The sequence below is a fragment of the Pseudomonas sp. LBUM1643 genome (assembly GCF_059716215.1).
The window spans coordinates 5,073,176-5,097,958 of record NZ_CP166813.1; the positions used below are offsets into that span (position 1 = coordinate 5,073,176).

At 59.2% G+C, this 24,783-nt stretch carries 20 protein-coding genes, 1 tRNA gene and 1 pseudogene; 16 read left to right on the forward strand and 6 right to left on the reverse strand.

All coding sequences use genetic code 11. The features are described from left to right. Positions 1–175: 175 nt before the first annotated feature. The 16 genes and pseudogenes from gap (at position 176) to ACA063_RS22935 (ending at position 20,374) form a co-directional block, all read left to right on the forward strand. Positions 176–1,177: a type I glyceraldehyde-3-phosphate dehydrogenase gene (gap, locus tag ACA063_RS22860; RefSeq protein ID WP_162440207.1), complete on the forward strand. Its 1,002-nt coding sequence runs from the start codon at positions 176–178 to the stop codon at positions 1,175–1,177. A 222-nt stretch (positions 1,178–1,399) separates the two neighbouring features. After that, positions 1,400–1,918: an RNA polymerase sigma factor gene (locus tag ACA063_RS22865; protein ID WP_497663477.1), complete on the forward strand. Its 519-nt coding sequence runs from the start codon at positions 1,400–1,402 to the stop codon at positions 1,916–1,918. A gap of 83 nt (positions 1,919–2,001) precedes the next feature. Continuing rightward, a complete protein-coding gene (locus tag ACA063_RS22870) occupies positions 2,002–2,967 on the forward strand; it encodes a FecR family protein (RefSeq protein WP_497663478.1) in 966 nt (321 codons plus the stop codon). Between the two features lie 122 nt (positions 2,968–3,089). Beyond that, positions 3,090–5,654: a TonB-dependent receptor gene (locus ACA063_RS22875; RefSeq protein ID WP_497663479.1), complete on the forward strand. Its 2,565-nt coding sequence runs from the start codon at positions 3,090–3,092 to the stop codon at positions 5,652–5,654. A gap of 114 nt (positions 5,655–5,768) precedes the next feature. Beyond that, positions 5,769–6,377 (forward strand): biliverdin-producing heme oxygenase, encoded by a 609-nt coding sequence (locus tag ACA063_RS22880; protein WP_497663480.1) that lies wholly within the window; start codon positions 5,769–5,771, stop codon positions 6,375–6,377. Between the two features lie 163 nt (positions 6,378–6,540). After that, positions 6,541–6,936 carry a YbaN family protein gene (locus ACA063_RS22885; RefSeq protein ID WP_497663481.1) on the forward strand — a complete coding sequence of 132 codons (396 nt, stop codon included), beginning with the start codon at positions 6,541–6,543 and terminating at the stop codon, positions 6,934–6,936. A 553-nt stretch (positions 6,937–7,489) separates the two neighbouring features. Beyond that, positions 7,490–8,497 (forward strand): annotated as a pseudogene (locus ACA063_RS22890) (methyl-accepting chemotaxis protein); the annotation flags it as partial. A gap of 102 nt (positions 8,498–8,599) precedes the next feature. Beyond that, entirely contained in the window at positions 8,600–9,355 is a 756-nt protein-coding gene (locus ACA063_RS22895) for a methyl-accepting chemotaxis protein (protein ID WP_497666571.1), read from the forward strand. A 210-nt stretch (positions 9,356–9,565) separates the two neighbouring features. Beyond that, positions 9,566–10,897 carry a CoA transferase gene (locus ACA063_RS22900; protein WP_497663482.1) on the forward strand — a complete coding sequence of 444 codons (1,332 nt, stop codon included), beginning with the start codon at positions 9,566–9,568 and terminating at the stop codon, positions 10,895–10,897. Between the two features lie 241 nt (positions 10,898–11,138). Further along, positions 11,139–12,647, forward strand: coding sequence for a transcriptional regulator GcsR (gene gcsR, locus ACA063_RS22905; protein WP_497663483.1), 1,509 nt, complete (start codon positions 11,139–11,141; stop codon positions 12,645–12,647). A gap of 437 nt (positions 12,648–13,084) precedes the next feature. Beyond that, positions 13,085–13,468, forward strand: coding sequence for a glycine cleavage system protein GcvH (gene gcvH / locus ACA063_RS22910; protein ID WP_497663484.1), 384 nt, complete (start codon positions 13,085–13,087; stop codon positions 13,466–13,468). A gap of 11 nt (positions 13,469–13,479) precedes the next feature. After that, the gene (gene gcvP / locus ACA063_RS22915; RefSeq protein WP_497663485.1) at positions 13,480–16,332 is read left to right on the forward strand and encodes an aminomethyl-transferring glycine dehydrogenase; all 2,853 of its coding nucleotides are present in this window, start codon (positions 13,480–13,482) and stop codon (positions 16,330–16,332) included. A 300-nt stretch (positions 16,333–16,632) separates the two neighbouring features. Further along, positions 16,633–18,009, forward strand: a complete 1,377-nt coding sequence (locus ACA063_RS22920; protein ID WP_497663486.1) for an L-serine ammonia-lyase — start codon at positions 16,633–16,635, stop codon at positions 18,007–18,009. A 40-nt stretch (positions 18,010–18,049) separates the two neighbouring features. Next, complete coding sequence (gene gcvT, locus ACA063_RS22925) at positions 18,050–19,174, forward strand: glycine cleavage system aminomethyltransferase GcvT (RefSeq protein WP_497663487.1); 1,125 nt, start codon at positions 18,050–18,052, stop codon at positions 19,172–19,174. A 403-nt stretch (positions 19,175–19,577) separates the two neighbouring features. Next, positions 19,578–19,790, forward strand: coding sequence for a cold-shock protein (locus ACA063_RS22930; protein ID WP_003175786.1), 213 nt, complete (start codon positions 19,578–19,580; stop codon positions 19,788–19,790). Positions 19,791–19,885: 95 nt separating this feature from the next. Beyond that, the gene (locus ACA063_RS22935; RefSeq protein WP_162439878.1) at positions 19,886–20,374 is read left to right on the forward strand and encodes an RDD family protein; all 489 of its coding nucleotides are present in this window, start codon (positions 19,886–19,888) and stop codon (positions 20,372–20,374) included. A gap of 71 nt (positions 20,375–20,445) precedes the next feature. On the opposite strand, the gene nadA is transcribed toward ACA063_RS22935, so the two are convergent. The 6 genes from nadA to pal form a co-directional block, all read right to left on the reverse strand. Then, positions 20,446–21,504, reverse strand: coding sequence for a quinolinate synthase NadA (gene nadA / locus ACA063_RS22940; protein ID WP_497663488.1), 1,059 nt, complete (start codon positions 21,502–21,504; stop codon positions 20,446–20,448). A gap of 272 nt (positions 21,505–21,776) precedes the next feature. Beyond that, positions 21,777–21,852: transfer RNA gene (locus ACA063_RS22945), tRNA-Lys, on the reverse strand. 63 nt (positions 21,853–21,915) lie between these two features. Beyond that, positions 21,916–22,608, reverse strand: coding sequence for a 7-cyano-7-deazaguanine synthase QueC (queC, locus tag ACA063_RS22950; protein ID WP_497663489.1), 693 nt, complete (start codon positions 22,606–22,608; stop codon positions 21,916–21,918). A gap of 1 nt (position 22,609) precedes the next feature. After that, positions 22,610–23,257: a 7-carboxy-7-deazaguanine synthase QueE gene (gene queE, locus ACA063_RS22955; RefSeq protein WP_045058222.1), complete on the reverse strand. Its 648-nt coding sequence runs from the start codon at positions 23,255–23,257 to the stop codon at positions 22,610–22,612. Between the two features lie 167 nt (positions 23,258–23,424). Further along, positions 23,425–24,261: a tol-pal system protein YbgF gene (gene ybgF / locus ACA063_RS22960; protein WP_497663490.1), complete on the reverse strand. Its 837-nt coding sequence runs from the start codon at positions 24,259–24,261 to the stop codon at positions 23,425–23,427. Between the two features lie 6 nt (positions 24,262–24,267). Further along, on the reverse strand, positions 24,268–24,768 hold the full coding sequence (pal, locus tag ACA063_RS22965; protein WP_028621922.1) for a peptidoglycan-associated lipoprotein Pal: 501 nt from the start codon (positions 24,766–24,768) through the stop codon (positions 24,268–24,270). Between the last annotated feature and the right edge of the window lie 15 nt (positions 24,769–24,783).

Here is a 24,783-nt window from a genome sequence, read left to right on the forward strand (position 1 = left end):
CTGAACAAGCACCGCTGTGATTGGGATGACAGGCGGTTTTCTTGATCATTCGGACCAGTTGATTCAGGTCACTCGTTGTAGATTGAACAAAATATTGCCATTAAAAAGGCTTGTTTTCTATTTTTATGCGAATAATCTTGTAATTCCAACAACAAAACGACGGCGGCCCATTTAAATGACTCTACGAATTGCTATCAATGGTTTTGGCCGGATTGGCCGCAACGTCCTTCGTGCACTGTATACCCAAGGCTATCGTCAGGATCTGCAGATCGTCGCCATCAACGACTTGGGTGACAGCTCGATCAACGCGCATTTGCTCAAGTACGACACTGTTCACGGCACGTTCGACGCCGATGTTCAGCATGACCAGGAAAGCCTGACCGTCAACGGCGACCGTATTGCTGTCAGTGCCATTCGCAATCCGGCGGACCTGCCTTGGGCAGCTGAAAAAATTGATGTGGTGTTCGAATGCACCGGTCTTTTCACCGACCGGGCCAAAGCCGCCGCGCATATTACGGCCGGCGCGCGCAAAGTCATCATCTCGGCCCCGGCCAAAGGCGCCGACGCCACCGTGGTGTATGGGGTAAACCACGACATTCTGCGCCAGTCCCACCAGATCATTTCCAACGCGTCGTGCACCACCAACTGCCTGGCCCCGGTGGCTCAGGTGCTGCATCGCGAACTGGGCATCGAAAGCGGCCTGATGACCACGATTCACGCCTACACCAATGACCAGAACCTGACCGACGTCTATCACACCGACCCGTACCGCGCCCGTTCGGCCACCCAGAACATGATCCCGAGCAAGACCGGCGCCGCAGAAGCGGTCGGCCTGGTGCTGCCGGAACTGGCCGGCAAACTGACCGGCATGGCAGTGCGTGTGCCCGTGATCAACGTGTCGCTGGTGGACCTGACCGTTCAGCTCAAGCGCGAAGCCTCGGCCGACGAAGTGAACGCCCTGCTCAAAGAAGCCAGCCAGCATTCGAAGATTCTGGGCTACAACACCCTGCCGCTGGTTTCCAGTGACTTCAATCACAACCCGCTGTCGTCGATCTTCGACGCCAATCACACCAAATCCAGCGGCAAGCTGCTCAAGGTGCTGGCCTGGTACGACAACGAATGGGGCTTCTCCAACCGCATGCTCGATAACTGCCTGGCGTTGTGTAACGCGGAGTAATCGATTCTTCAGATCAAAGAAACCATTTCCGCCTGATCACGGCCCCCTGTAGGAGCTGCCGCAGGCTGCGATCTTTTGATCTTGGTTTTAAAAGACAAGATCAAAAGATCGCAGCCTGCGGCAGCTCCTACACGGGATTGCGCAGTCTTTCACAATTCTATGCTTGACCACTCGAGCGGATGATAAGCATTATCATTCGCTCGAAATGGATCAGGTCCTCCCGTGAGTCAATCGCGTTTCAATCATGTCTTCATCGCCCAGCGGGTTTCGCTGCTGCGCACGCTGGAGCGGATGGTCAACAATCACAGCACCGCCGAAGACCTCTTGCAGGAGACCTACCTGCGAGTCACGCGGGCGCTCAGTGAGCGCGCCATCGATCACCTTGAACCCTTTGTTTTCCAGACAGCCCGCAATTTGGCGCTGGACCATTTGCGTGCGCGCCGCATTCAGTCCCGCACCCTGCTCGACGATGTGCCGATGGACGTGGTGGAAAGCGTCGCCGCCCCGGTCAGCAGCGCCGAGGACGCCGCTCATGCCGAACAGTTGCTGGAGCATTTGAACGTGAGCCTCAACGAACTCAGCGCCCGCCAGCAGCAGATCTTCATTCTCAGCCGTCTGCACGGGCACAGCTATCTGGAAATTGCCCAGAAGCTCGACGTGTCGTTGAGCACCGTGCAAAAGGAACTGAAGCTGATCATGGCGATCTGCATCGGTGTTGCCGAACGTCTGAACGGCGACTGAGTTCGTGAGGCTTTGCTACCCTTGCCTCCTTTTCATGCTCCATCCAAAAAACAGCGGTGCACAGACACTGCCGAGGAAATACCGTGACGGACACCCGCCGCCCGCCTCCGCCCGCCCCGGCGCAGGACTGCGCAAGCGCGATGGACCAGGCCCTGGACTGGCTGATCGTGTTGGGCAGTCCGAGCGAGGATCAGACCCGAGAGTTTCAAGACTGGCTTGCTGCCGATCCCTTGAATGCCGAAGCGTTTGCCAAAGCCCAGGCCATCTGGAACGGCCCGCAGGTGGTGCAATGCGCGCAAACCCTGGCCGCTCGACCGCCGAAGGTGACGGTGCTGTCGCGCCTGCGTCCGCACTGGAAACCCCTGGCCACTGCGGCCGTCCTGATCCTCGGCCTGTTCAGCTTCAGCAATCTGCCCATGCGCTTGCAGGCCGATCACCTGACCGTGGTCGGTGAACGCCAGCGACTGCAATTGGAGGACGGTTCGAAAGTCCTGCTGAATACCAACTCGGCCTTTTCCAGCACGATCAATGATCAGCAACGCGTGGCCCGTTTGTATCAGGGCGAGGCGTTTTTCGAGGTGCAGGCCAATCGGGGCGAACCGCTGGAAATTGACGCGGGCCCGGTCAGGGCCAGCGTGCGCGATACGGCATTTGCCGTGCGCTACCTCGACGGCGTGGCACAGGTCCAGGTGCAGCGCGGGGATGTCGATTTGCGCGCCACCCGTGACGATGCCCGGATTCGCTTGTCCGCCGGGGAAAGCATCCGCATCGGCCCCAACGGCTTTGATCGTCCGGCCAAACTCGACGCCGCCACCGAGCTGGCCTGGGTTCAGGGCAGGCTGGTCTTCGAGAACTGCCCACTGAGCCAGGTCCTGGCCGAGCTGCGCCGCTACTACCCCGGCTGGATCATCAACAACAATGAGCAGTTGGCCGACGTCTCCGTTACCGGCAATTACCGGCTCGATCAGCCGCTGGACGTGGTGCGTTCCCTTGCCCACATCACCTCGGCACGCCTTCAGGAATTCCCTGCGCTGGTGATCTTGAACTAAATGAGAATTATTTTTACTCGATAGCTGAAGCTCGTTCGTCTCGTTATAGCCAATGCAATTGATTCGCATCTCTAAATGCCAATCAGCACCTATAAAGATTCGTGCGACACGGAGCGCTATCGATGTCCTCTCGCCTTACCCGCCAGTCCTCTTCACCTTCACGCGTGCTGTCGCTGCTGACCGCCGCCATCCTGATGGCCGGCAGCGCGCCACTGATGGCCGCCACCGCCGCCGAGAAATCGACCCGCAACATGGGCGACTACTCGTTCGCCATTCCTCAGCAATCGCTGGTGTCGGCACTCAACGCGTTTACCACCGTGACAGGGTGGCAGGTCGGGTTCTCCGCCGAACTCGCGCAGGGTGTGGCCTCGCCGGGTGTGCGCGGTTCCTTGCCGCCGGAGAAAGCCCTTGATCGCCTGTTGGTGGGGACCAACCTGAGCTATCGCAAGCTGGGCAATAACAACATCGTGCTTGAGCTGCGCACCAATACGGGCTCGCTCAACCTGCAACAGATGACCATCAGCGCGACCCGTCAGGAACAGGACGTAAGCAGCGTGCCGAGCACGGTCACTGTGCACACCCGTGAAGAACTGGACCGCAACAATGTCAATTCCATCAAGGATCTGGTGCGTTACGAGCCCGGCGTTTCCGTGGGCGGCGCAGGTCAGCGCTCCGGCATCACCGGGTACAACATCCGTGGCATCGACGGTGATCGGGTGTTGACCCAGGTCGATGGCGTACAGGTCCCGGACGGTTTCTTCAACGGTCCGTATGCCCAGACCAACCGCAACTATGTCGACCCGGAAATCGTCAAGCGCGTGGAAATCCTGCGCGGTCCGGCATCCGTGCTGTACGGCAGCAATGCCATCGGTGGCGCTGTCAGCTATTACACCCTGGACCCGGACGACATCATCAAACCCGGTGAAGACGTGGGCGCGCGCCTGAAGACCGGTTACAGCTCGGCCGACGAGAGCTGGCTGACGTCCGGCACCGTGGCCGGCCGTACCGGTGACTTTGACGGTTTGTTGCACCTGAGCCAGCGCAACGGCCATGAAACCGAGTCCTATGGTGAAACCGGCGGCACCGGCCTCAATCGCACCGAAGCCAACCCTGAAGACGTGCGCACCACCAATATCCTGGCCAAGCTCGGCTGGAACTACGCTGACGATGCGCGTTTCGGATTGACCTACGAGCACTACAAGAGCGACACGGACACCAATCAACTGAGCGCAGTTGGTGGACCATTCAATGGGGGCCGCGGTTTCGGCTTTTACAAAGCGCGCAGCGGCAACAACACCATTACTCGTGAGCGCTTTGGCCTCGATCACAGCTTCGGCATCGACAGCGTCCTGGCGGACAACATCAAGTGGACACTGAATTACCAGATCGCCAAGACCGACGAAAGCACCGAAGAAATCTACGCGCCTTCGCGCACGGTGCTGCGCAACCGCGACACCACCTACAAAGATCGCCAATGGGTCTTCGATGTTCAGGCTGACAAGGCGTTCGCCATCGCCGACACCGATCACGTCTTCACCTACGGCACCACCATCAAACAGGACAAAGTCACAGGCCTGCGTACCGGTAATGGCACGTGCCTGACCGTGTTCGGTGCCTGCCGCGCTGTCGGTGCTGTCAGCGCCTCCGATACCCTGACCCCGGCCAGCGACTTCCCGGACCCGACCATCAACACCTACAGCCTGTTCGCCCAGGATCAGATCAGCTGGAACAACTGGACCTTCGTGCCCGGCCTGCGCTACGACTACACCCAGCTCAAGCCACACCTGACCGATGAGTTCCTGGCCACCGCCGACCAGAGCGGCAACGGCGAAGTGAACGATGACACCAAGACCTGGCATCGCCTGTCGCCGAAGTTCGGCACCACTTACCAGTTCAACGAACACTACACCTGGTACGGCCAGTACGCGGAAGGCTTCCGTACACCGTCCGCCAAAGCCCTTTATGGTCGTTTCGAAAACATCAACGGTGGCTATCAGGTCGCGCCTAATCCGGACCTCGAGCCGGAGAAGAGCAAGAGCTATGAAACCGGCCTGCGCGGACAGTTTGAAGCAGGCACCTTCGATGTCGCGGTGTTCTATAACAAGTACCGCGATTTCATCAATGAAAACGCCATCACCCCCGGTTACAACGAACTCACCTTCCAGAGCAACAACATCAAGCACGCCACCATCAAGGGGCTGGAGCTCAAGGGTCGCCTGAACCTGGATACGTTCGGGGCGCCAAACGGCCTCTATACGCAGGGTTCGTTGTCCTACCTCTACGGTCGCGACGATGACAGCGGCGAACCGCTGAACAGCATCAACCCGCTGACCGGCGTGTTCGGCCTGGGTTACGACCAGGACAAATACGGTGCGCTGATGAGCTGGACACTGGTCAAGCGCAAGGACCGAGTCGACAGCACCAACTTCAATACGCCTGACGGCACCAGCACCCAGTTCAAGACGCCGGGCTATGGCGTGCTCGACCTGGCGGGCTTCTACAAAGTGACCGACGACGTGACCGTCAACGCCGGTTTGTACAACCTGACCAACAAGAAGTACTGGCAGTGGGATGACGTACGCGGCTACGACAGCGTGGGCGAAGCCTCGGTGACTCAACCGGCAAACCTCGACCGCCTGACACAGCCAGGTCGCAACTTCTCGGTGAATCTGGTCTGGGATATCTGATCCTGTGCACCTCATGGCGCGGCCGTTTAAAAGCCGCGCCATGAGGTTTTTTTACTGTCCGGCGCCTCCCCGTTCGTCTCGTTACCAAGCGCCTCTTTCCCTCAAGGACTTCTCATGACCACTCAGGACACCAATCAACGCCCTGCTCTGCGTTCGCAACGCTTGAACCAGATCACCAACGAGCCTCACACCAAACTCGATGCGCTGGTCAAAGCCCACGCACCGTTCGAAACCCAGGCCAATTTTGCCCGCTTCGTGGTGGCGCAGTACTTGTTCCAGTCAGAACTGGTGCCCCTGTACAACGATGCCGAACTGACCGCCATCGTGCCGGACCTGCCGGCTCGCTGCCGTGCCGAAGCGGCCAAGGCTGACCTGGCGGATCTGGACACCGAAGTCCCTGCACCTGTTGCAGGCGCGGTGAAAAACCCGTCCAAAGCCGAGGCCCTGGGTTGGCTGTTCGTGTCCGAAGGGTCGAAGCTGGGTGCGGCCTTCCTGATCAAGCGCGCAGTGGGTCTGGGCTTGAGCGAAACGTTTGGCGCTCGTCACCTCGCCGAACCGGCTGGCGGCCGCGCTGAAGGCTGGAAAAGCTTCGTCAAAACCCTCGACGGGCTGGAGCTGAGCACACAGGAAGAAGCGGAGCTGGATAAAGGCGCGATCGACGCCTTCAACCGCTTTACTGTGTTGCTGGAGCAGGCTTACTCGAACGTAGCCGAACCCGCCTGACACAACAAATCCCTTTGTAGGAGTGAGCCTGCTCGCGATAGCGGTTGATCAGTCAACATCACTGTTGGATCTGAAACCCCTATCGCGAGCAGGCTCACTCCCACAAGGGAACTGCTTCAACCTGTAAGATCCCGATTTCGTCCCACCTGCGTTTCCGAGCCCTATGCCTCACCCATCCTCCTCAAAACTCGTGCGCGTCCTCTTCGGCCTGCTGGCTTACGTCAGCCTGGGCATAGGCTTGGTCGCCATTGTCGTGCCCGGCCTGCCGACCACCGAGTTCATCCTGCTCGCCGCCTGGGCCGCGACCAGGAGTTCGCCGCGTCTCAGTGCCTGGATGGAGAACCATCGGCTGTTCGGACCGATCCTCAGCAACTGGCGCAACGGCAAAGTCATCGCGCGCCGGGCCAAGGTCAGTGCCACCGCCAGCATGCTGCTGTGTGCCGGTCTGATGTTGATCATGCTCGACCACGGCTGGCCGGTTTATCTCGCCATCGCCGGCATGAGCCTGGGTAATCTCTGGATATGGTCAAGACCCGAATCCTCACCACAACCCTCCTGAACCACTCCCAACTAGTGGCGAGGGAGCTTGCTCCCGCTGGGTGGCAAAGCCGCCCCTCTTTTGCCTGTTCCCCTCACATCGAACTCCCGCTCGCCCACACCGACGCGCCCCCGCAAAATGCCTTCAAATCCCACGCAAACGCTTGCGACGACCGTTCATCGGCTTTTACTCATGCAAACTTCCCCCACGCCGATGTTTCTCCAATGGCGCTGAATGGACTTGGCGAACCGGGTCGACCCCGACTCATAGCCAACACCTCATCCATTTGCGAGTTCGCCCTATGTTCGACTCTCTTTCCATCCGCCTGAAAATCGTTCTGCTGTCCGGCCTGTGCCTGCTTGGCGTGGTCGCCCTGATCGTCAGCATGAACATCTACCAGACCAATCAGAACGATGAACTGGTCAGCGCCTCCAGCAGCAAAATGCTCACTGACAGCGTGCAGGACCTGCTGCAGGCCAAGGCAGCAGAGCAAGCCGTGCGGGTGCAAAAGACCTTCGGTGAAAGTCTGATGGTGGTGACCGCGTTGGCCGATCAGGTCAAGGACATGCGCACCATGGCCGCCAAGCGTTCGCTTGACGCCGGCGCGGTGCGTGAAGAGTTGAATCAGAGCCTGAAAACCGCCTTCGAACGCAACAGCAAAGTGCTCGGCATCTGGCTCGCGTTCGAACCCAATGGCCTGGACGGCAAGGACAGCGAGTTCGCCAATGACACGGCCCGTCAATCCAACGAAGCCGGTCGTTTCGCCACCTACTGGAGCCGTGCCGGCGGCGCCGGGTTAAACACGATCATGGTCGAAGACGACATGACCAAGACCACGCAGAACATCAACGGCACCCCTTACAACAGCTGGTACACCTGCCCTCGTGACAGCAAACGCACCTGCCTGCTGGACCCGTATGCCGATACGGTCGGTGGCAAGGAAATGCTGATGACCACCATTTCCGTGCCGCTGCTGGTGGACGGAAAATCCATCGGCGTGGTGGGTATCGACATTGCTCTCGACGCCCTGCAAGCCGCGGCCGTTGATTCCCAGCGCGACCTGTTCGACGGCGCCGGCCACATGCTGATCGTCTCCGGCACCGGTGTGCTCGCCGGCTTCAGCGTTGACGCCAGCAAGGTCGGTAAAAGCATCGGTGACACCCTCGGCGCTGACGGCAAGGAAGTGCTGCAACTGCTTAACGCTGGCACCCCGAAGATTCTCGAACAGGGCGAGTTGATCCGCGCGGTTTATCCGGTCAGCCCGATTGCCGATTCCAAGGCCTGGGGCATCGTGATCGATCTGCCAAAACAGGTGCTGCTGGCCGACTCGGTGAAACTGCAAACCGTACTTGATGACGCCCAACAAAGCGGCACGATCAAAGCCGTACTGGTGGCTGTGGCTGCCGGACTGGTCGGCCTCCTGCTGATCTGGCTCACCGCCTCCGGGGTGACTCGCCCGATCAACAGCGTCGCTGAAATGCTCAAGGCCATTGCCAGTGGCGACGGCGACCTGACGCAGCGCCTGCACTACAGCAAGAAAGACGAACTGGGGGAATTGGTCAGCTGGTTCAACCGTTTCCTCGACAAGCTGCAACCGACCATCGCGCAGATCAAACAGAGCATCACCGATGCCCGCGGTACCGCCGATCAGTCCTCGGAAATCGCCCGCCGGACCAGCGAAGGCATGCAGGTGCAGTTCCGCGAGATCGACCAGGTGGCCACCGCCTCCAACGAAATGAGCGCCACCGCCCACGATGTCGCCAATAGCGCATCGAACGCAGCGAATGCGGCAAAGGGTGCCGATCAATCGGCCCGCGATGGCATGTCGATCATCGAGCGCAGCACCCGCGACATCAATCAGCTGGCCGACGAAGTCAGCAAAGCAGTGACCGAAGTCGAAGCCTTGGCGGTCAACAGTGAGCAGATCGGTTCGGTGCTGGAAGTGATCCGCAGCATTGCCGAACAAACCAACCTGCTGGCCCTCAACGCAGCCATCGAAGCCGCCCGTGCCGGCGAGAGCGGTCGTGGTTTTGCGGTGGTGGCCGATGAGGTGCGCAACCTGGCCAAACGGACGCAGGATTCGGTGGAAGAAATTCGCAGTGTGATCGAGCGCATTCAGACCGGTACTCGCGGCGTGGTGGCGACCATGCATTCGAGCCAGACCCAGGCCCACAGCAACGCAGGACAGATCCAGCAAGCGGTTCAGGCTTTGAGCAAAATCAGTGATGCGGTCACCGTGATCAGCGACATGAACCTGCAAATCGCCAGCGCCGCCGAACAGCAAAGTGCCGTGGCCGAAGAGGTCAACCGCAATGTCTCGGCCATCCGTACCGTCACCGAAACCCTGACCGGGCAAGCCACCGAATCGGCGCAGATCAGCAGCCACCTGAATTCGCTGACGACCCAGCAGATGAAACTGATGGATCAGTTCCGCGTTTAAGTTCGCAACGCGGTTTCTTTGTAGGAGTGAGCCTGCTTGCGAACGCTTTTACATTCAACAGTGATGTCGACTGATGAACCGCTATCGCGAGCAGGCTCACGCCTACAAGGTTTTCATCCGGCTTCTCGCCTGATTGACCCTGCCACAGGTTTCATCCGGCCTGTCATCTGATTTGTTCTATGATCGGGCTCTCGTTCCGGAGGGCCTTCGATGACTGATTTACTCACGTCCATTCAAGCCGCACTCGGCTTGCCTCACACCCCGATTCCCTTCACGTCGAGCGGCGCGCTGCCCTCGGCGTTCGCGGTCACCGAGCTGGCCTGCGCCAGCATTGCCGCCGCAGGTCAGGCTGTCAGCGAGCTATTGCAGCAGCACACCGGCCGCCTCCCCCACCTTGAAGTCGATCGACGCCTGGCGTCCTTCTGGTTCGCTACCTCGATTCGCCCGCTGGGCTGGAGTGTTCCGCCGATGTGGGACCCGGTTGCGGGCGACTACGCGACTCAAGACGGCTGGATCCGCCTGCACACCAATGCGCCTCATCACCGAGCGGCGGTTGAAACAGTGCTCGGCGCCGTCGACAACCGCGCCGCGATGGCCAGCAACGTGGCGCAATGGGCCAAGTCCGATCTGGAACAGGCGGTGGTCGACGCCGGTGGTTGTGCGGCCGAGATGCGAACCTGGGCTCAGTGGCAGGCGCATCCCCAAGGGATGGCGGTCAACGCCGAGCCTCTGCTTCACTTCGAAAACAACGGTCATTCACCTGGAAAACCCTGGCAAGGTTCGGTGGCAAGACCTTTGGCCGGGATCAAGGTATTGGACCTGACCCGCGTCCTCGCCGGCCCCGTTGCCAGCCGTTTCCTCGCGGGTCTCGGCGCCGATGTATTGCGCATCGACCCGCCCGCCTGGAATGAACCGGGTGTGATTCCGGAAGTGACTTTGGGCAAACGCTGCGCTCGCCTGGACCTGCATGATCCGGCAGATCGCGCCGCTTTCGAACACCTGCTCAAGGACACCGACATTCTGCTCCACGGCTACCGCGCCGATGCTCTGGAACGTCTCGGCTACGGCATTGCTGAACGCCAGCGACTGGCGCCCGGCCTGGTCGACGTCTGCCTCAATGCCTATGGCTGGAGCGGCCCGTGGCAGAACCGCCGAGGTTTCGACAGCCTGGTGCAGATGAGCAGCGGCATCGCCGAGGCGGGCATGCAATGGAAGCGCGCAGACAAACCCACGCCACTCCCTTTGCAAGCGCTCGATCACGCGACCGGGTATTTGATGGCGGCCAGTGCGATCCGGTTGCTGGGAACGGAAGGATCTGCACGCTTGTCATTAGCGCGCACGGCGAAGTTGTTGATTGAAGCCGGTGCCGGGACGGATGAACCCTTGCGCGCGGAAGACGAGAACGATCAGGGGATACTGGTCGAGCAGACGCCTTGGGGTCCAGCGCATCGATTGCAGGTGCCGCTGAGAATCACCGGTACGCCGGTGCAGTGGGAGCGTCCTGCCTCTGAATTAGGCTCACATCGCGCGCAGTGGTGGTGATCTTGAGATAGCTATCGCGAGCAGGCTCACTCCCACATTCAGATCTCCAGCGCACGCAGATTTTGTGTACGACATGATCCAATGTAGGAGCGAGCCTGCTCGCGATGGGGCCAGTAAGAGCAACAGTTATCGCTGACCGCGAGCACGCTTTGCTCCTTCGCAAATCCTTGCCGGATTTCACCATTTGCCCGCCCCAAGGCATACTTGCGTCCCTCCGCACGCCAGAATCAAAAACCGTCCCATGCGTATCCACGTCAGCTTCATCGACCGAGTCGGCATTACCCAGGAAGTCCTGGCCTTGCTGGGTGGGCGCAATCTGAATCTGGACGCGGTGGAAATGGTGCCGCCCAACGTCTATATCGACGCGCCGACCCTGAGTCCGGAAGTACTTGAGGAGCTGCGCGACGCGCTGTTCAGCGTGCGCGGTGTGCAAGCGGTGACCGTGGTGGACATTCTGCCTGGCCAGCGCCGGCACCTGCAGCTCGATGCCCTGCTCGCCGCCATGACCGATCCGGTGCTGGCACTCGACAGCGCCGGCAATGTTTTGCTGGCCAATCCGGCAATGATTGCGCTGTATGGGCGCGAACCGGCCGGTGAAAGCGTCGCCGAGCTGTTTGCCGATCCGGCCCTGCTCGAGGCGTTGCTCGAACAGGGCTTTCGCCTGCCGCTGCGCGAGATCACCGTCAACGGCCAGACCCTGTTATTGGACGCCACGCCTATCACCGACGCTGGCGCCCTGCTGACGCTGTATCAACCCAATCGCATCGGCGAACGCCTCTCTGCATTGCACCATGATCACGCCGAAGGCTTCGATGCGTTGCTCGGCGAGTCCCCGGCGATTCGTACACTCAAGGCCCGCGCCCAGCGAGTTGCCGCCCTCGATGCGCCCCTGCTGATTCAAGGTGAAACCGGTACGGGTAAAGAACTGGTAGCCCGCGCCTGCCACGCCATCAGTGCCCGGCACAGTTCACCGTTTCTTGCGTTGAATTGCGCGGCACTGCCGGAGAACCTCGCCGAAAGCGAACTGTTCGGCTATGCCCCTGGCGCCTTTACCGGCGCGCAACGCGGGGGTAAGCCAGGGCTGATGGAACTGGCCAACCAGGGCACGGTGTTTCTCGATGAAATTGGTGAGATGTCGCCTTATCTGCAGGCGAAACTGCTGCGGTTCCTCAACGACGGCAGCTTCCGGCGCGTGGGCGGTGATCGCGAGGTCAAGGTCAACGTGCGCATCCTCAGTGCAACGCATCGCGACCTGGAAAAAATGGTCAGCGAAGGCACCTTCCGTGAAGACCTGTTCTATCGCCTCAACGTCTTGAATGTCGAGGTGCCGCCCCTGCGCGAACGGGGTCAGGACATTCTGCTGCTCGCTCGCTATTTCATGCAGCAGGCGTGTGCGCAAATCCAGCGCCCGGTGTGTCGTCTCGCGCCGGGTACTTATCCGGCGCTGTTGGGCAACCGTTGGCCGGGCAATGTGCGGCAGCTGCAGAACGTGATCTTCCGCGCCGCGGCGATTTGCGAAAGCAGCCTGGTGGACATCGGCGATCTGGACATCGCCGGCACCTCGGTGGCGCGTCAGAGCGACAACGATATCGACAGCCTGGAACAGGCCGTCGACGAGTTCGAAAAATCCCTGCTGGAAAAACTCTACGTCAGCTATCCCTCGACCCGGCAGTTGGCCAGTCGCCTGCAGACTTCACATACCGCGATTGCCCATCGGTTGCGCAAGTATGGGATTCCGAATAAGCCCTGAAATCTCCCGAACGCCGGAGCCCCTGAGGGAGCCAGCCGGCTGACGATTGCGGTGTGACAGTTAAAAAGGTTTCGACTGAGATGGCCTCATCGCCAGCAGTCTGGCTCCCACAGGTTTTGTGTTTTTTCAGGTAATGCCTTACAAAAACGACCTCCATCCGTACTGAAAGCGCTACAGCGGAACGATATCGCTACACTCTCTTCATCCCCCCGCATTGCAAAGCTTTGATCCCCAAAGCGTTTTTTCTCCTGCCTGCAGTGTAGCGATATCGCTACAGCGAACAACCTTTGCCGTTATTTAAAACCCTTTAAACACTTGATTTATATGGATTACACAACGTTGGCCGCGATATTGCTAAGTAACCCCCCATAAAGCAGGGCTTTGCCCCAGCATTCAATCGCGTCCACCAGACGAGTCTGGCCCCCTTAGGAGTTTCCATGAGCGAGTTGCGTTTTACTGAAGATCACGAATGGCTGCGCACCGAAGCTGACGGCACCGTCACAGTCGGTATCACCGCTTTCGCGCAGAACGCCCTGGGCGACGTGGTTTTCGTACAACTGCCCGAGCTGCAGTCCTACGAAAAAGGCGCTGAAGCCTCCACCGTGGAATCGGTCAAAGCCGCCAGCGGCGTGTACATGCCGCTGGACGGTGAAGTCCTGGAAGTAAACCCGGCGCTCGACAGCAGCCCTGAGTTGGTCAACGAAGACCCGATGGGCGAAGGCTGGTTCTTCCGCTTCCAGCCAGTCGATCCTTCGGCTGTCGCCAAACTGCTGGATCAGGACGCCTACGACCGCCTGATCAAAGCCAACGCCGAAGCCTGAGGAGCGCCGACATGACTCAAATCAATCTCACCACTGCCAACGAATTCATCGCCCGCCACATCGGCCCGCGTTCCGGCGATGAGCAAGCCATGCTCAACAGCCTCGGCTTTGATTCCCTGGAAGCCTTGAGCGCCAGCGTTATCCCGGAAAGCATCAAAGGCACCAGCGTCCTGGGCATGGACGACGGTTTGAGCGAAGCCGACGCCCTGGCGTTGATCAAAGGCATCGCGGCCAAAAACCAGCTGTTCAAAACCTATATCGGCCAGGGTTACTACGGTACGCACACGCCGTCGCCGATCCTGCGCAACCTGCTGGAAAACCCGGCCTGGTACACCGCTTACACCCCGTACCAACCGGAAATTTCCCAGGGCCGTCTCGAAGCGCTGTTGAACTTCCAGACCCTGATCAGCGACCTGACCGGCCTGCCGATTGCCAACGCTTCGCTGCTGGATGAAGCCACCGCGGCTGCCGAAGCCATGACCTTCTGCAAGCGCCTGAGCAAGAACAAAGGCAGCCACGCGTTCTTCGCGTCCGTGCATTGCCACCCGCAAACCCTGGATGTATTGCGTACCCGCGCCGAGCCGTTGGGCATCGACGTGGTCGTCGGCGACGAGCAAACACTGACTGACGTGACGCCATTCTTCGGCGCCCTGCTGCAGTATCCGGCGAGTAACGGCGACCTGTTCGATTACCGCGAGCTGACCGAGCGCTTCCACGCGGCCAACGCACTGGTGGCGGTCGCGGCTGACCTGTTGGCCCTGACGGTGCTGACCCCTCCGGGCGAATTCGGTGCTGACGTCGCCATCGGCAGCGCGCAACGCTTCGGCGTACCGCTGGGTTTCGGTGGCCCGCACGCCGCGTTTTTCTCCACTAAAGACGCGTTCAAGCGCGACATGCCTGGCCGTCTGGTCGGTGTCTCGGTGGACCGTTTCGGCAAGCCGGCCTTGCGCCTGGCGATGCAGACCCGCGAGCAACATATCCGCCGTGAGAAAGCCACCAGCAACATCTGCACCGCACAAGTGTTGTTGGCCAACATCGCCAGCATGTACGCCGTGTACCACGGCCCGAAGGGCCTGACGCAGATTGCCCAGCGCATTCATCACCTGACCGCGATTCTGGCCAAGGGCTTGAACGCTTTGGGTCTGAGCGCTGAACAGGACAGCTTCTTCGATACGCTGACGATCAACACCGGCGCGCAAACGACAGCCGTGCATAGCAAGGCGCACGCGCAGAAAATCAACCTGCGCGTGGTCGATGGCGAACGTCTGGGCCTGTCCCTCGACGAAACCACTTCCCAAGCCGACGTTGAAAGCCTGTGGAGCCTGCTGGCCGACGGCAAGGCGCTGCCAGACTTCGCCGCCCTCGCCGAGTCGATCGTCAGCACGATCCCGGCCTCGCTGGTTCGCCAGTCGCCGATCCTCAGCCACCCGGTGTTCAACCGTTATCACTCCGAAACCGAGCTGATGCGCTACCTGCGCAAGCTGGCCGACAAGGACCTGGCCCTGGATCGCACCATGATCCCGCTGGGTTCGTGCACCATGAAGCTCAACGCCGCCAGCGAAATGATTCCGGTCACCTGGGCTGAATTCGGTGCGCTGCACCCGTTCGCCCCGGCCGAGCAAAGTGCCGGCTACCAGCAGTTGACCGATGAGTTGGAGGCCATGCTCTGCGCTGCCACCGGGTACGACTCGATCTCGCTGCAACCGAACGCCGGTTCCCAGGGTGAGTACGCTGGCCTGCTGGCCATCCGTGCGTACCACCAGAGCCGTGGCGAAGACCGTCGCGACATCTGCCTGATCCCGTCGTCCGCCCACGGCACCAACCCGGCAACTGCCAATATGGCCGGCATGCGCGTGGTTGTGACCGCCTGCGATGCTCGCGGCAACGTCGACATCGAAGACCTGCGTGCCAAGGCCATCGAGCACCGCGAACACCTCGCCGCGCTGATGATCACCTACCCGTCGACCCACGGTGTGTTCGAAGAAGGCATCCGCGAAATCTGCGGGATCATTCATGACAACGGTGGCCAGGTGTACATCGACGGCGCCAACATGAACGCGATGGTTGGCTTGTGCGCGCCGGGCAAGTTCGGCGGCGACGTGTCCCACTTGAACCTGCACAAAACCTTCTGCATTCCCCACGGCGGTGGCGGCCCGGGCGTCGGCCCGATTGGCGTGAAAGCGCACCTGACGCCGTTCCTGCCGGGCCACGCCCAGATGGAACGCAAAGAAGGCGCGGTCTGCGCGGCACCGTTCGGCAGCGCAAGCATTTTGCCGATCACCTGGATGTACATTCGCATGATGGGCGGCGCCGGCCTCAAGCGCGCTTCGCAGTTGGCGATCCTGAATGCCAACTACATCTCCCGTCGTCTCGAAGAGCACTATCCCGTGCTGTACACCGGCGCCAACGGCCTGGTGGCCCACGAGTGCATCCTCGACCTGCGTCCATTGAAAGACAGCAGCGGCATCAGCGTCGATGACGTGGCCAAGCGCCTGATCGACTTCGGTTTCCACGCGCCCACCATGTCGTTCCCGGTGGCCGGCACGTTGATGATCGAACCGACCGAAAGCGAATCCAAAGAAGAACTGGACCGCTTCTGCGACGCCATGATCCGCATCCGCGAAGAGATTCGTGCAGTGGAGAACGGCACGCTGGACAAGGACGACAACCCGCTGAAAAACGCCCCGCACACCGCTGCGGAGCTGGTCGGCGAGTGGTCGCATCCGTATAGCCGCGAGCAAGCGGTATATCCGGTAGCGTCGTTGATCGAAGGCAAGTACTGGCCACCGGTCGGTCGTGTCGACAACGTGTTTGGCGATCGCAACCTGGTTTGCGCCTGCCCGTCGATCGAAAGCTACGCTTGATCTACAGGGGGCGAGTTCGCTCGCCCCCTCAAAATCACCGCCTATCCTTTGTGCCCTGTGGCTGTAAATGTACGTGTAGCTGTACCTGTCGCTGTATCTGTACCTGTCGCTGTACCTGTAGGAGCTGTCGAGTGAAACGAGGCTGCGATCTTTTGATCTTGCCTTTAAAAACAAAATCAAAAGATCGCAGCCTCGTTTCACTCGACAGCTCCTACAGAGGCAACGCAGCGGCAGGGGCAGCGGTAACAGGGCCGTATCGCCCGCACTAGTGCGCCTATAACAAGAAACCGGAGAACAACCATGGCTTTAAGCGTGTTCGACCTGTTCAAGATTGGCATCGGCCCCTCCAGTTCCCACACCGTCGGCCCGATGCGTGCTGCCGCACGGTTCGTTGAAGGCTTGCGGCGTGACGCGCTGCTTTCAGCAACCACCTGCGTCAAGGTCGAGCTCTACGGCTCACTCGGCGCCACCGGCAAAGGACATGGCAGCGACAAAGCGGTGCTGCTCGGCCTGGAAGGTGAACACCCGGACACGGTGAACACTGAAACGGTCGCCACCCGCCTGCTGGAAATTCGCAGCAGCGGTCGCCTGAACCTGCTCGGTGAACACACCATCGAATTCAATGAAAAGCTGCACCTGGCGATGATTCGCAAGCCCCTGCCCTATCATCCCAACGGCATGATCTTTCGCGCTTTCGACACCGCCGGCCTGCAAATACGCAGCCGCGAGTATTACTCGGTCGGTGGCGGGTTCGTGGTCGATGAAGACGCCGCGGGCGCGGACCGAATTGTCGAAGACGCAACAAAACTGACCTTCCCGTTCAAAAGCGCCAAGGATTTGCTCGGTCACTGCACCACCTACGGTCTGTCGATCAGCCAGGTGATGCTGACCAACGAAAGTGCCTGGCGACCGGAAGCGGAGACACGCGCCGGTCTGCTGAAAATCTGGCAGGTGATGCAGGACTGCGTGGCCGCCGGTTGCCGCAACGAAGGCATCTTGCCCGGCGGTTTGAAGGTCAAGCGTCGTGCCGCCGCACTTCATCGGCAATTGTGCAAAAACCCGGAATCATCATTGCGCGACCCACTGTCGGTGCTGGACTGGGTCAACCTCTATGCGCTGGCGGTGAACGAAGAAAACGCCAATGGCGGACGTGTAGTGACGGCGCCCACCAACGGTGCCGCGGGCATTGTTCCAGCGGTACTGCATTACTACATGCGCTTTATTCCCGGCGCGAATGACGACGGCGTGGTGCGCTTTCTGCTGACCGCCGCGGCTATCGGCATCCTCTATAAAGAAAACGCTTCGATCTCGGGCGCCGAAGTCGGTTGCCAGGGCGAAGTCGGCGTAGCGTGCTCCATGGCCGCCGGCGCACTGTGCGAAGTCCTGGGCGGCAGCGTGCAGCAAGTGGAAAACGCCGCCGAAATCGGCATGGAACACAACCTCGGCCTGACCTGCGACCCTATCGGCGGGCTGGTGCAAGTCCCTTGCATCGAGCGTAATGCCATGGGTTCGGTCAAGGCTATCAATGCGGTACGCATGGCTTTGCGCGGGGACGGTCAGCACTTCGTCTCGCTCGACAAGGTCATCCGGACAATGCGCCAGACCGGTGCAGACATGAAAAGCAAATACAAGGAAACCGCCCGTGGCGGTTTGGCGGTCAACATTATCGAGTGCTAATGCGCTTACCTGCATCTGCACACTTTTTCAGGAGCTGAATATGTCCACCGAACACCTGTTGAAAACCCCACTGCATGCCTTGCACATCGAACTCGGCGCCCGCATGGTGCCGTTCGCCGGCTATGACATGCCGGTGCAATACCCGCTTGGCGTGATGAAAGAACACCAGCACACCCGTGATCAGGCCGGGTTGTTCGATGTGTCGCACATGGGCCAGATCCGTCTGACCGGCGCCAATGCTGCCAAGGCACTGGAAACACTGGTTCCGGTCGACATCATTGACTTGCCGGTGGGCATGCAGCGCTACGCAATGTTCACCAACGACACCGGCGGCATTCTGGACGACCTGATGGTTGCCAATCTGGGTGCCGATGAACTGTTCCTGGTGGTCAACGCGGCCTGCAAGGATCAGGACCTGGCGCACCTGCGCAAGCACATCGGCGACCAGTGCACCATCGAGCCGCTGTTCGAAGAACGCGCCCTGCTGGCGCTGCAAGGCCCGGCAGCGGTGACCGTACTCGCGCGACTGGCACCCGAAGTAGCGAACATGACGTTCATGCAGTTCACTCGGGTAAAACTGCTGGGTGTTGATTGCTTCGTCAGCCGCTCCGGTTACACCGGTGAAGACGGTTTCGAAATTTCCGTACCGACGGCCAGTGCCGAAGCCCTGGCTCGCGCACTGTTGGCCGAACCGGAAGTCGCCGCCATTGGCCTGGGCGCTCGCGATTCGCTGCGCCTGGAAGCCGGCCTGTGCCTTTATGGCCATGACATGAACACCGAGACCACCCCCATTGAAGCGAGCCTGCTGTGGGCCATCTCCAAGCCTCGCCGTGCCGATGGTGCACGTGCTGGCGGCTTCCCTGGCGCTGAACCGATATTTGCCCAACAGCAATCCGGTGTCAGCCGCAAACGCGTTGGACTATTGCCCCAGGAACGCACTCCGGTGCGTGAGGGCGCGGAAATCGTCAACGAAGCAGGCGATATCATCGGCACTGTCTGCAGCGGCGGTTTCGGACCGACGTTGGGGGCGCCACTGGCAATGGGTTACCTGGACAGTGCATACGTCGCCATCGATACCCCGGTCTGGGCAATCGTTCGTGGGAAAAAGGTGCCTTTGCTTGTAAGCAAAATGCCATTTGTTCCACAACGCTACTATCGCGGTTGATTGACTGTTCCTATAAGTAACGCGGTTGCGTTAACAGTGCACTAATGTGTAACGCAATCGCCATAAAAGAGTGCATGGTTAAGCCTCAGGCTTCGATTATGAACTTTGCTTATAACGATCGAAAACAATTGAACAACGCTAACGAATAAGCGCGCACTAGTGCGCTGACTATTGCCGTCAACCTGAGCAAAACCGGGCCCTCGCGGGGGCTTGTTTTTTCTCCCTTAGTTGGCGTAGAGTTTGTTCACTGTGTTTGCATGGGTCGCTTGGAATCGTGACCTGGGCAGTAGCCTACAAGTTAGCTACATCCCGTTCGACGTCTTCTTACTCTCCTGCAACCAGCCCCAGTACTCTTTCATTAGAAGGAGGCTGTCATTAATTTTTGCGTGATAGGAAATAAGAAATGTCCCAACGTCAGAGCGGTACCGTCAAGTGGTTTAACGACGAGAAAGGTTTTGGTTTTATCACTCCAGAAAGCGGTCCGGATCTGTTCGTGCATTTCCGCGCTATTCAGGGCAACGGCTTCAAAAGCCTGAAAGAAGGCCAGAAAGTGACTTTCGTTGCTGTGCAGGGCCAGAAAGGCATGCAGGCTGACGAAGTACAAGCAGAAGCCTAATCTTCTGTTACGAAAAAGCCCCTGATGCTGACATCAGGGGCTTTTTTGTGCGCGTAAATCCGTAAAATGGCTTCTTTTTCCGCCGAGAGCCTGCCATGTCGAAACACCTGCTGAATCCCCAGGGCGATTTTCCCGCGGCTGGCCTGGGTCGTCGCTTGGCAGCGATGTTCTATGACTTCCTGTTGTGCACCGCCCTGCTCATTGTTACCAGCGGTATCTACAAGATGATTCAGATGGCGATCATTGGTGAAGACAGAATGCGCACACTGACCGAAGCAGGCGCGCTGGATGGCGATCCATTGCTGTCTACTGTGTTGGTGTTTGTGCTGTTTGGTTTCTTCGCCAAGTTCTGGACCTGGTCTGGTCAGACACTGGGCATGCAAGTCTGGTGCATCCGCGTGCAAAATGCCGATGGCTCATCCATCAGCCTGTGGCAGGCGCTGTTGCGCTTTGTTGTATCGATTGCGTCACTGCTGTGCGTTGGCATGGGATTCGTCTGGTCACTGTTCGATAAACAGAAACGCAGCTGGCATGACATGTATTCAGGAACCCAGCTCGTTCGAATTCCGAAGAAAACCAAATAACGGCCCAAAAAAAAGATCGTCCGAAGGCCAGGGCAGCGTTCGGACGATCTTTTGATCTTTCGATACCGATCTTAGGCGTTACCCGCCAGCCTCATCCGCGCAGCCTGGGTGAAATCCAGCATTCGCTTCAGAGGGCGGATCGCTTGGGGAATCAACGCCGGATCAACAAAGATCTCGTTAGTCCCTTCCTGCAAGCTCTTCAGCGTGCGCTCAAGCGTGTTCATGGCCATCCACGGGCAATGTGCGCAACTGCGGCACGCTGCCCCGTTACCGGCTGTTGGCGCTTCGATGAACACCTTGTCCGGACACAGCTGCTGCATCTTGTAGAAGATGCCGCGGTCGGTGGCGACAATAAACGTCTTGTTGGGCAGGCTCTGAGCCGCGGCGATGAGCTGGCTGGTGGAGCCAACGGCATCGGCCAGCTCGATCACCGACGTTGGCGACTCCGGATGCACCAAAATTGCTGCGTCCGGGTACAGCGCCTTCATGTCTTCGAGCTGCTTGGACTTGAACTCTTCGTGGACGATGCAGGCACCGTCCCACAGCAGCATGTCCGCACCGGTCTTGCGTTGGATATAGGTACCCAGATGTTTGTCCGGGCCCCAGATAATCGTTTCGCCGTTATCCATCAGGCTTTCGACGATTTCCAGCGCACAGCTTGAAGTCACGACCCAGTCCGCCCGGGCTTTGACGGCGGCCGATGTATTGGCATACACCACCACCGTGCGTTCCGGATGCTGATCGCAAAACGCTGAAAACTCGTCCACCGGGCAGCCCAGGTCCAGCGAGCAGGTCGCTTCCAGGGTTGGCATCAGGACGCGCTTTTCAGAGTTTAGGATTTTCGCCGTCTCCCCCATGAATTTCACACCGGCAACCACCACAGTCTTGGCCGGGTGAGCATTGCCGAAGCGGGCCATCTCCAGCGAGTCGGAGACACAGCCCCCAGTCTCTTCGGCAAGCGCCTGGATAACCGGATCACAATAGAAGTGGGCGACCAGCACCGCGTCCTGAGCCTTGAGCTCGGCGGCGATAGCGGCGCGGTAATTGGCCTCTTCCTCGGCAGTCAGCGGTTTGGGCTGCTTGGCGTCGAGGTGGGCTTGAACCAGAAGGCGTTCAGAAATCTGCGTCATGTTCGCAAGACCTGCAAGCGCTTACGCGCGAAAGTCGAGTATACACCCGGCTCCAGCCCCCTTGAGGGCACCGCCGGGAAAGTGAGTATCATCAGGCACGGACAACGTTGAAGAGGCGCAAGGCTACAGAATATCCATTGGATGCAAAAGATGATTCTGACCTGTGCCATGCGATACGGCTCGCGCGGCGGCAAACACAAATCGCGGGCAAAAAAAAATCCGGAAATCCTCACTTTCGTGGGCCTTCCAGACTTTTAAAACTGCTATAAAAATGGTGGGTCGTGTGGGATTCGAACCTACGACCAATTGGTTAAAAGCCAACTGCTCTACCAACTGAGCTAACGACCCGCTGTGTGGTGGCGCGTATAATACTGATTTTTAAGGACTATTCAACACCTAATTTGAAATAAATCAAAAATAAGGTGTTGGGTCGTCGATTCCGGCCGCTGCGAAGCCTTCTGCGCGCAGTCGGCAGCTGTCGCACTTACCGCATGCCCGGCCGTTATCGTCGGCCTGATAGCAGGAAACGGTCAGACCGTAATTCACGCCGAGCTTCACCCCTGCCTGGACAATCTGTGCCTTGCTCAGGTTTTGCAAAGGCGCCTGGATGCGGAAACCATTCCCCTCTACCCCAGCCTTGGTCGCCAGATTAGCCATACGCTCGAACGCCTCGACGAATTCGGGACGGCAATCCGGGTATCCGGAATAATCCACCGCGTTCACGCCGATAAAGATGTCACGCGCTTCCAGTACTTCAGCCCAGCCCAGCGCCAGGGATAGAAACACCGTGTTGCGCGCAGGGACATAAGTCACCGGAATGCCTTCACCGGCAACCTCAGGCACGTCGATGCTGTTGTCAGTCAACGCAGAACCGCCGATGCCGTTCAGGTTTATGCCAATCACTTTATGCTCAACCGCGCCGAGGTCTCGGGAGACGCGCGCAGCGGCGTGCAACTCTGCATGGGAACGCTGACCGTAATCGAAGCTCATGGTGTAGCAGGTGTAACCTTCTGCGCGAGCCATGGCCACGACAGTCGCCGAGTCCAGCCCGCCGGACAGCAGGATAACCGCACGTTTTTCAGCAGTGTTCAGGTGATCAGTCATTTCAGCGCCCCGGCTCGTCATTCCAAAGATATTTATGCAGCTGCAGTTGCAGACGTACAGGAAGATTGTCCGCCACTACCCAATCAGCCAGGTCCCGAGCATTCAGGTCATGGTGACTTGGTGAGAACAGCACTTCGCCGGCCCGTCGATCCAGACCGTACTGGATCAGTTTGGACACAGCCCAGTCGTAGTCCTCACGGGAACAGATGACAAACTTCACCTGATCATTGGGCGTGAGCAGCTCGATGTTCTCGTAGCGATTACGGTGCGCTTCCTTCGAACCCGGTGTCTTCAGATCGACAACTCGACTGACCCGCGAATCTACTGCCGAGATGTCGAGAGCACCACTGGTTTCCAGTGACACTTCGTAACCGGCATCACACAAGCGCTTGAGCAAAGGAATGGCGTTGGGTTGCGCCAAAGGCTCGCCGCCTGTGACACACACATAGCGCGGACGAAAGCCGGCGACTTGTTCGATGATGTCATCGAGCGGGCGGACCGTGCCGCCAGTGAACGCGTAGGCGCTGTCGCAGTATTGGCAGCGCAGTGGGCAACCGGTCAGGCGCACAAAAACAGTGGGCAGCCCGGCAGTTCGCGTTTCACCCTGCAACGAGTAAAAAACTTCGGTGATTCTCAATGTGTCTTGCATAGTCGCCACGGGCGTAACAGCTAAACAGGCTGTCCGCCTCCGTCAGGCACTTCAAGGAACCCCGCCATCGCGCGAATCCCAAAAAGCGGTATTACAGAAAAAGGGCGTGAATTCTAACGAAAAAACCCGCAACAAGTGCGGGTTTCTTCAAAACGGGTCCAGCAAGCTTACATGCGTTGCAAGTCGCGCTGTGCCAGCTGAGCGGCGGAAGTCCCCGGATACTGGGCGACCACCTGCTGCAGAATGCCTTTGACCTTGTCGGTATGACCCAGGCGGCGCTCTACATCAGCGAGCTTGTACAGCGAGTCAGGCACTTTTGCATGCTTGGGATACAGCTGCGAAACCTTGGCAAACGCTTGACCCGCGCCTTGCAGGTCACCCTTTGCCAGGTTTACCTCGCCCAACCAATACTGAGCGTTACCCGCGTATTGGCTGTTCGGGTACTTGCGCAGGAAAGCGGCGAAGGCCTGACTGGCCTTGTCGAAATCCTTGGCCTTGATCAGGTCGAAAGCTGCATCGTAATACAGTTTTTCCTTCGCTGGATCAGCTGGCTCGCTACCGGCCGCCGGTGCTTGAGCGGCAGCCGCTCCGGCACCTGCGCCTGCTGCTGCGGGGGCATTCAAATCGCCACCGCTTGAAGAATTCTCAGGACTCGCGGCTGGTGCACCGCCGGTTCCTATGCGCCGATCAAGATCCTGATATCGCTCCAGGCTTTCTTGCTTCATGCGCGCTACATCATTTTGCAGAACTTCGATGATGCCTTGTTGGCGCGAGATCTGCTCCTGCATCGATTGCAGTTGGTTGAACAGCTCGCCCTGTGCCGAGACAGGGGCCGAAACCCCTCCCCCGGCATAGGCGCCGTTCGTACCGTAACCCGCAGGCGGATAACTACTCCCGCTATTGTTATAGCCGGAGTTGTCCTCGACCACAGGAACCGCAGCCCACACCGCAAGCGGTGCGAGGCTGAGAGCCAAAACAGTTACAGCACGACGGCACGTTCGCATGACGAATTACTTACGCAGTTCGACGCGACGGTTTTGAGCCCAGGACTGCTCGTCGTTGCCGGTAGCAACTGGACGCTCTTCGCCGTAGGAAACCAGTTCCAGCTGAGCTGGGGAAACACCTTGCAGTACCAGGTAGCGCTGAACGGCTTTCGCACGACGCTCGCCCAGTGCCATGTTGTACTCACGAGTACCACGTTCGTCGGTGTTGCCTTCCAGAACAACGCGAGCGCCGTTTGCTTTCAGGTCTTTGGCGTGAACGTCCAGAGCGCGCATGGCTTCTGGCTTCAGGTCCGAACTGTCGTATTCGAAGTAGAAAGTGGTGATAGCGCGCAGAGCAGCTTCTTCGCTCAGGGAGCCGTCAACTGCACCAGTGTTTGCGCCATAACCAGCGTTTGGATCAACAGCTGCGCCTTCACCGGCATTGTCGCCGCCTTTAGACGAGCAACCAACGGCTACGGACAAAGCCAGAGCCAGAGCAGCAAACTTACCAAACTTCAGCATTTCCATCGTGAAACTCCTAAT

What these genes read in the sequence shown, in the direction of transcription:
- gcsR (WP_497663483.1), top strand. Translation starts at nt 11,139, where the DNA reads ATGCGTATCCACGTCAGCTTCATCGACCGAGTCGGCATTACCCAGGAA.
- ACA063_RS22935 (WP_162439878.1), top strand. Translation starts at nt 19,886, where the DNA reads ATGTCGAAACACCTGCTGAATCCCCAGGGCGATTTTCCCGCGGCTGGC.
- ACA063_RS22895 (WP_497666571.1), top strand. Translation starts at nt 8,600, where the DNA reads ATGCAGGTGCAGTTCCGCGAGATCGACCAGGTGGCCACCGCCTCCAAC.
- queE (WP_045058222.1), bottom strand. Translation starts at nt 23,257, where the DNA reads ATGCAAGACACATTGAGAATCACCGAAGTTTTTTACTCGTTGCAGGGT.
- nadA (WP_497663488.1), bottom strand. Translation starts at nt 21,504, where the DNA reads ATGACGCAGATTTCTGAACGCCTTCTGGTTCAAGCCCACCTCGACGCC.
- ACA063_RS22885 (WP_497663481.1), top strand. Translation starts at nt 6,541, where the DNA reads ATGCCTCACCCATCCTCCTCAAAACTCGTGCGCGTCCTCTTCGGCCTG.
- ACA063_RS22880 (WP_497663480.1), top strand. Translation starts at nt 5,769, where the DNA reads ATGACCACTCAGGACACCAATCAACGCCCTGCTCTGCGTTCGCAACGC.
- gap (WP_162440207.1), top strand. Translation starts at nt 176, where the DNA reads ATGACTCTACGAATTGCTATCAATGGTTTTGGCCGGATTGGCCGCAAC.
- ACA063_RS22930 (WP_003175786.1), top strand. Translation starts at nt 19,578, where the DNA reads ATGTCCCAACGTCAGAGCGGTACCGTCAAGTGGTTTAACGACGAGAAA.
- ybgF (WP_497663490.1), bottom strand. Translation starts at nt 24,261, where the DNA reads ATGCGAACGTGCCGTCGTGCTGTAACTGTTTTGGCTCTCAGCCTCGCA.
- queC (WP_497663489.1), bottom strand. Translation starts at nt 22,608, where the DNA reads ATGACTGATCACCTGAACACTGCTGAAAAACGTGCGGTTATCCTGCTG.
- ACA063_RS22920 (WP_497663486.1), top strand. Translation starts at nt 16,633, where the DNA reads ATGGCTTTAAGCGTGTTCGACCTGTTCAAGATTGGCATCGGCCCCTCC.
- pal (WP_028621922.1), bottom strand. Translation starts at nt 24,768, where the DNA reads ATGGAAATGCTGAAGTTTGGTAAGTTTGCTGCTCTGGCTCTGGCTTTG.
- gcvH (WP_497663484.1), top strand. Translation starts at nt 13,085, where the DNA reads ATGAGCGAGTTGCGTTTTACTGAAGATCACGAATGGCTGCGCACCGAA.
- ACA063_RS22900 (WP_497663482.1), top strand. Translation starts at nt 9,566, where the DNA reads ATGACTGATTTACTCACGTCCATTCAAGCCGCACTCGGCTTGCCTCAC.
- ACA063_RS22875 (WP_497663479.1), top strand. Translation starts at nt 3,090, where the DNA reads ATGTCCTCTCGCCTTACCCGCCAGTCCTCTTCACCTTCACGCGTGCTG.
- gcvT (WP_497663487.1), top strand. Translation starts at nt 18,050, where the DNA reads ATGTCCACCGAACACCTGTTGAAAACCCCACTGCATGCCTTGCACATC.
- gcvP (WP_497663485.1), top strand. Translation starts at nt 13,480, where the DNA reads ATGACTCAAATCAATCTCACCACTGCCAACGAATTCATCGCCCGCCAC.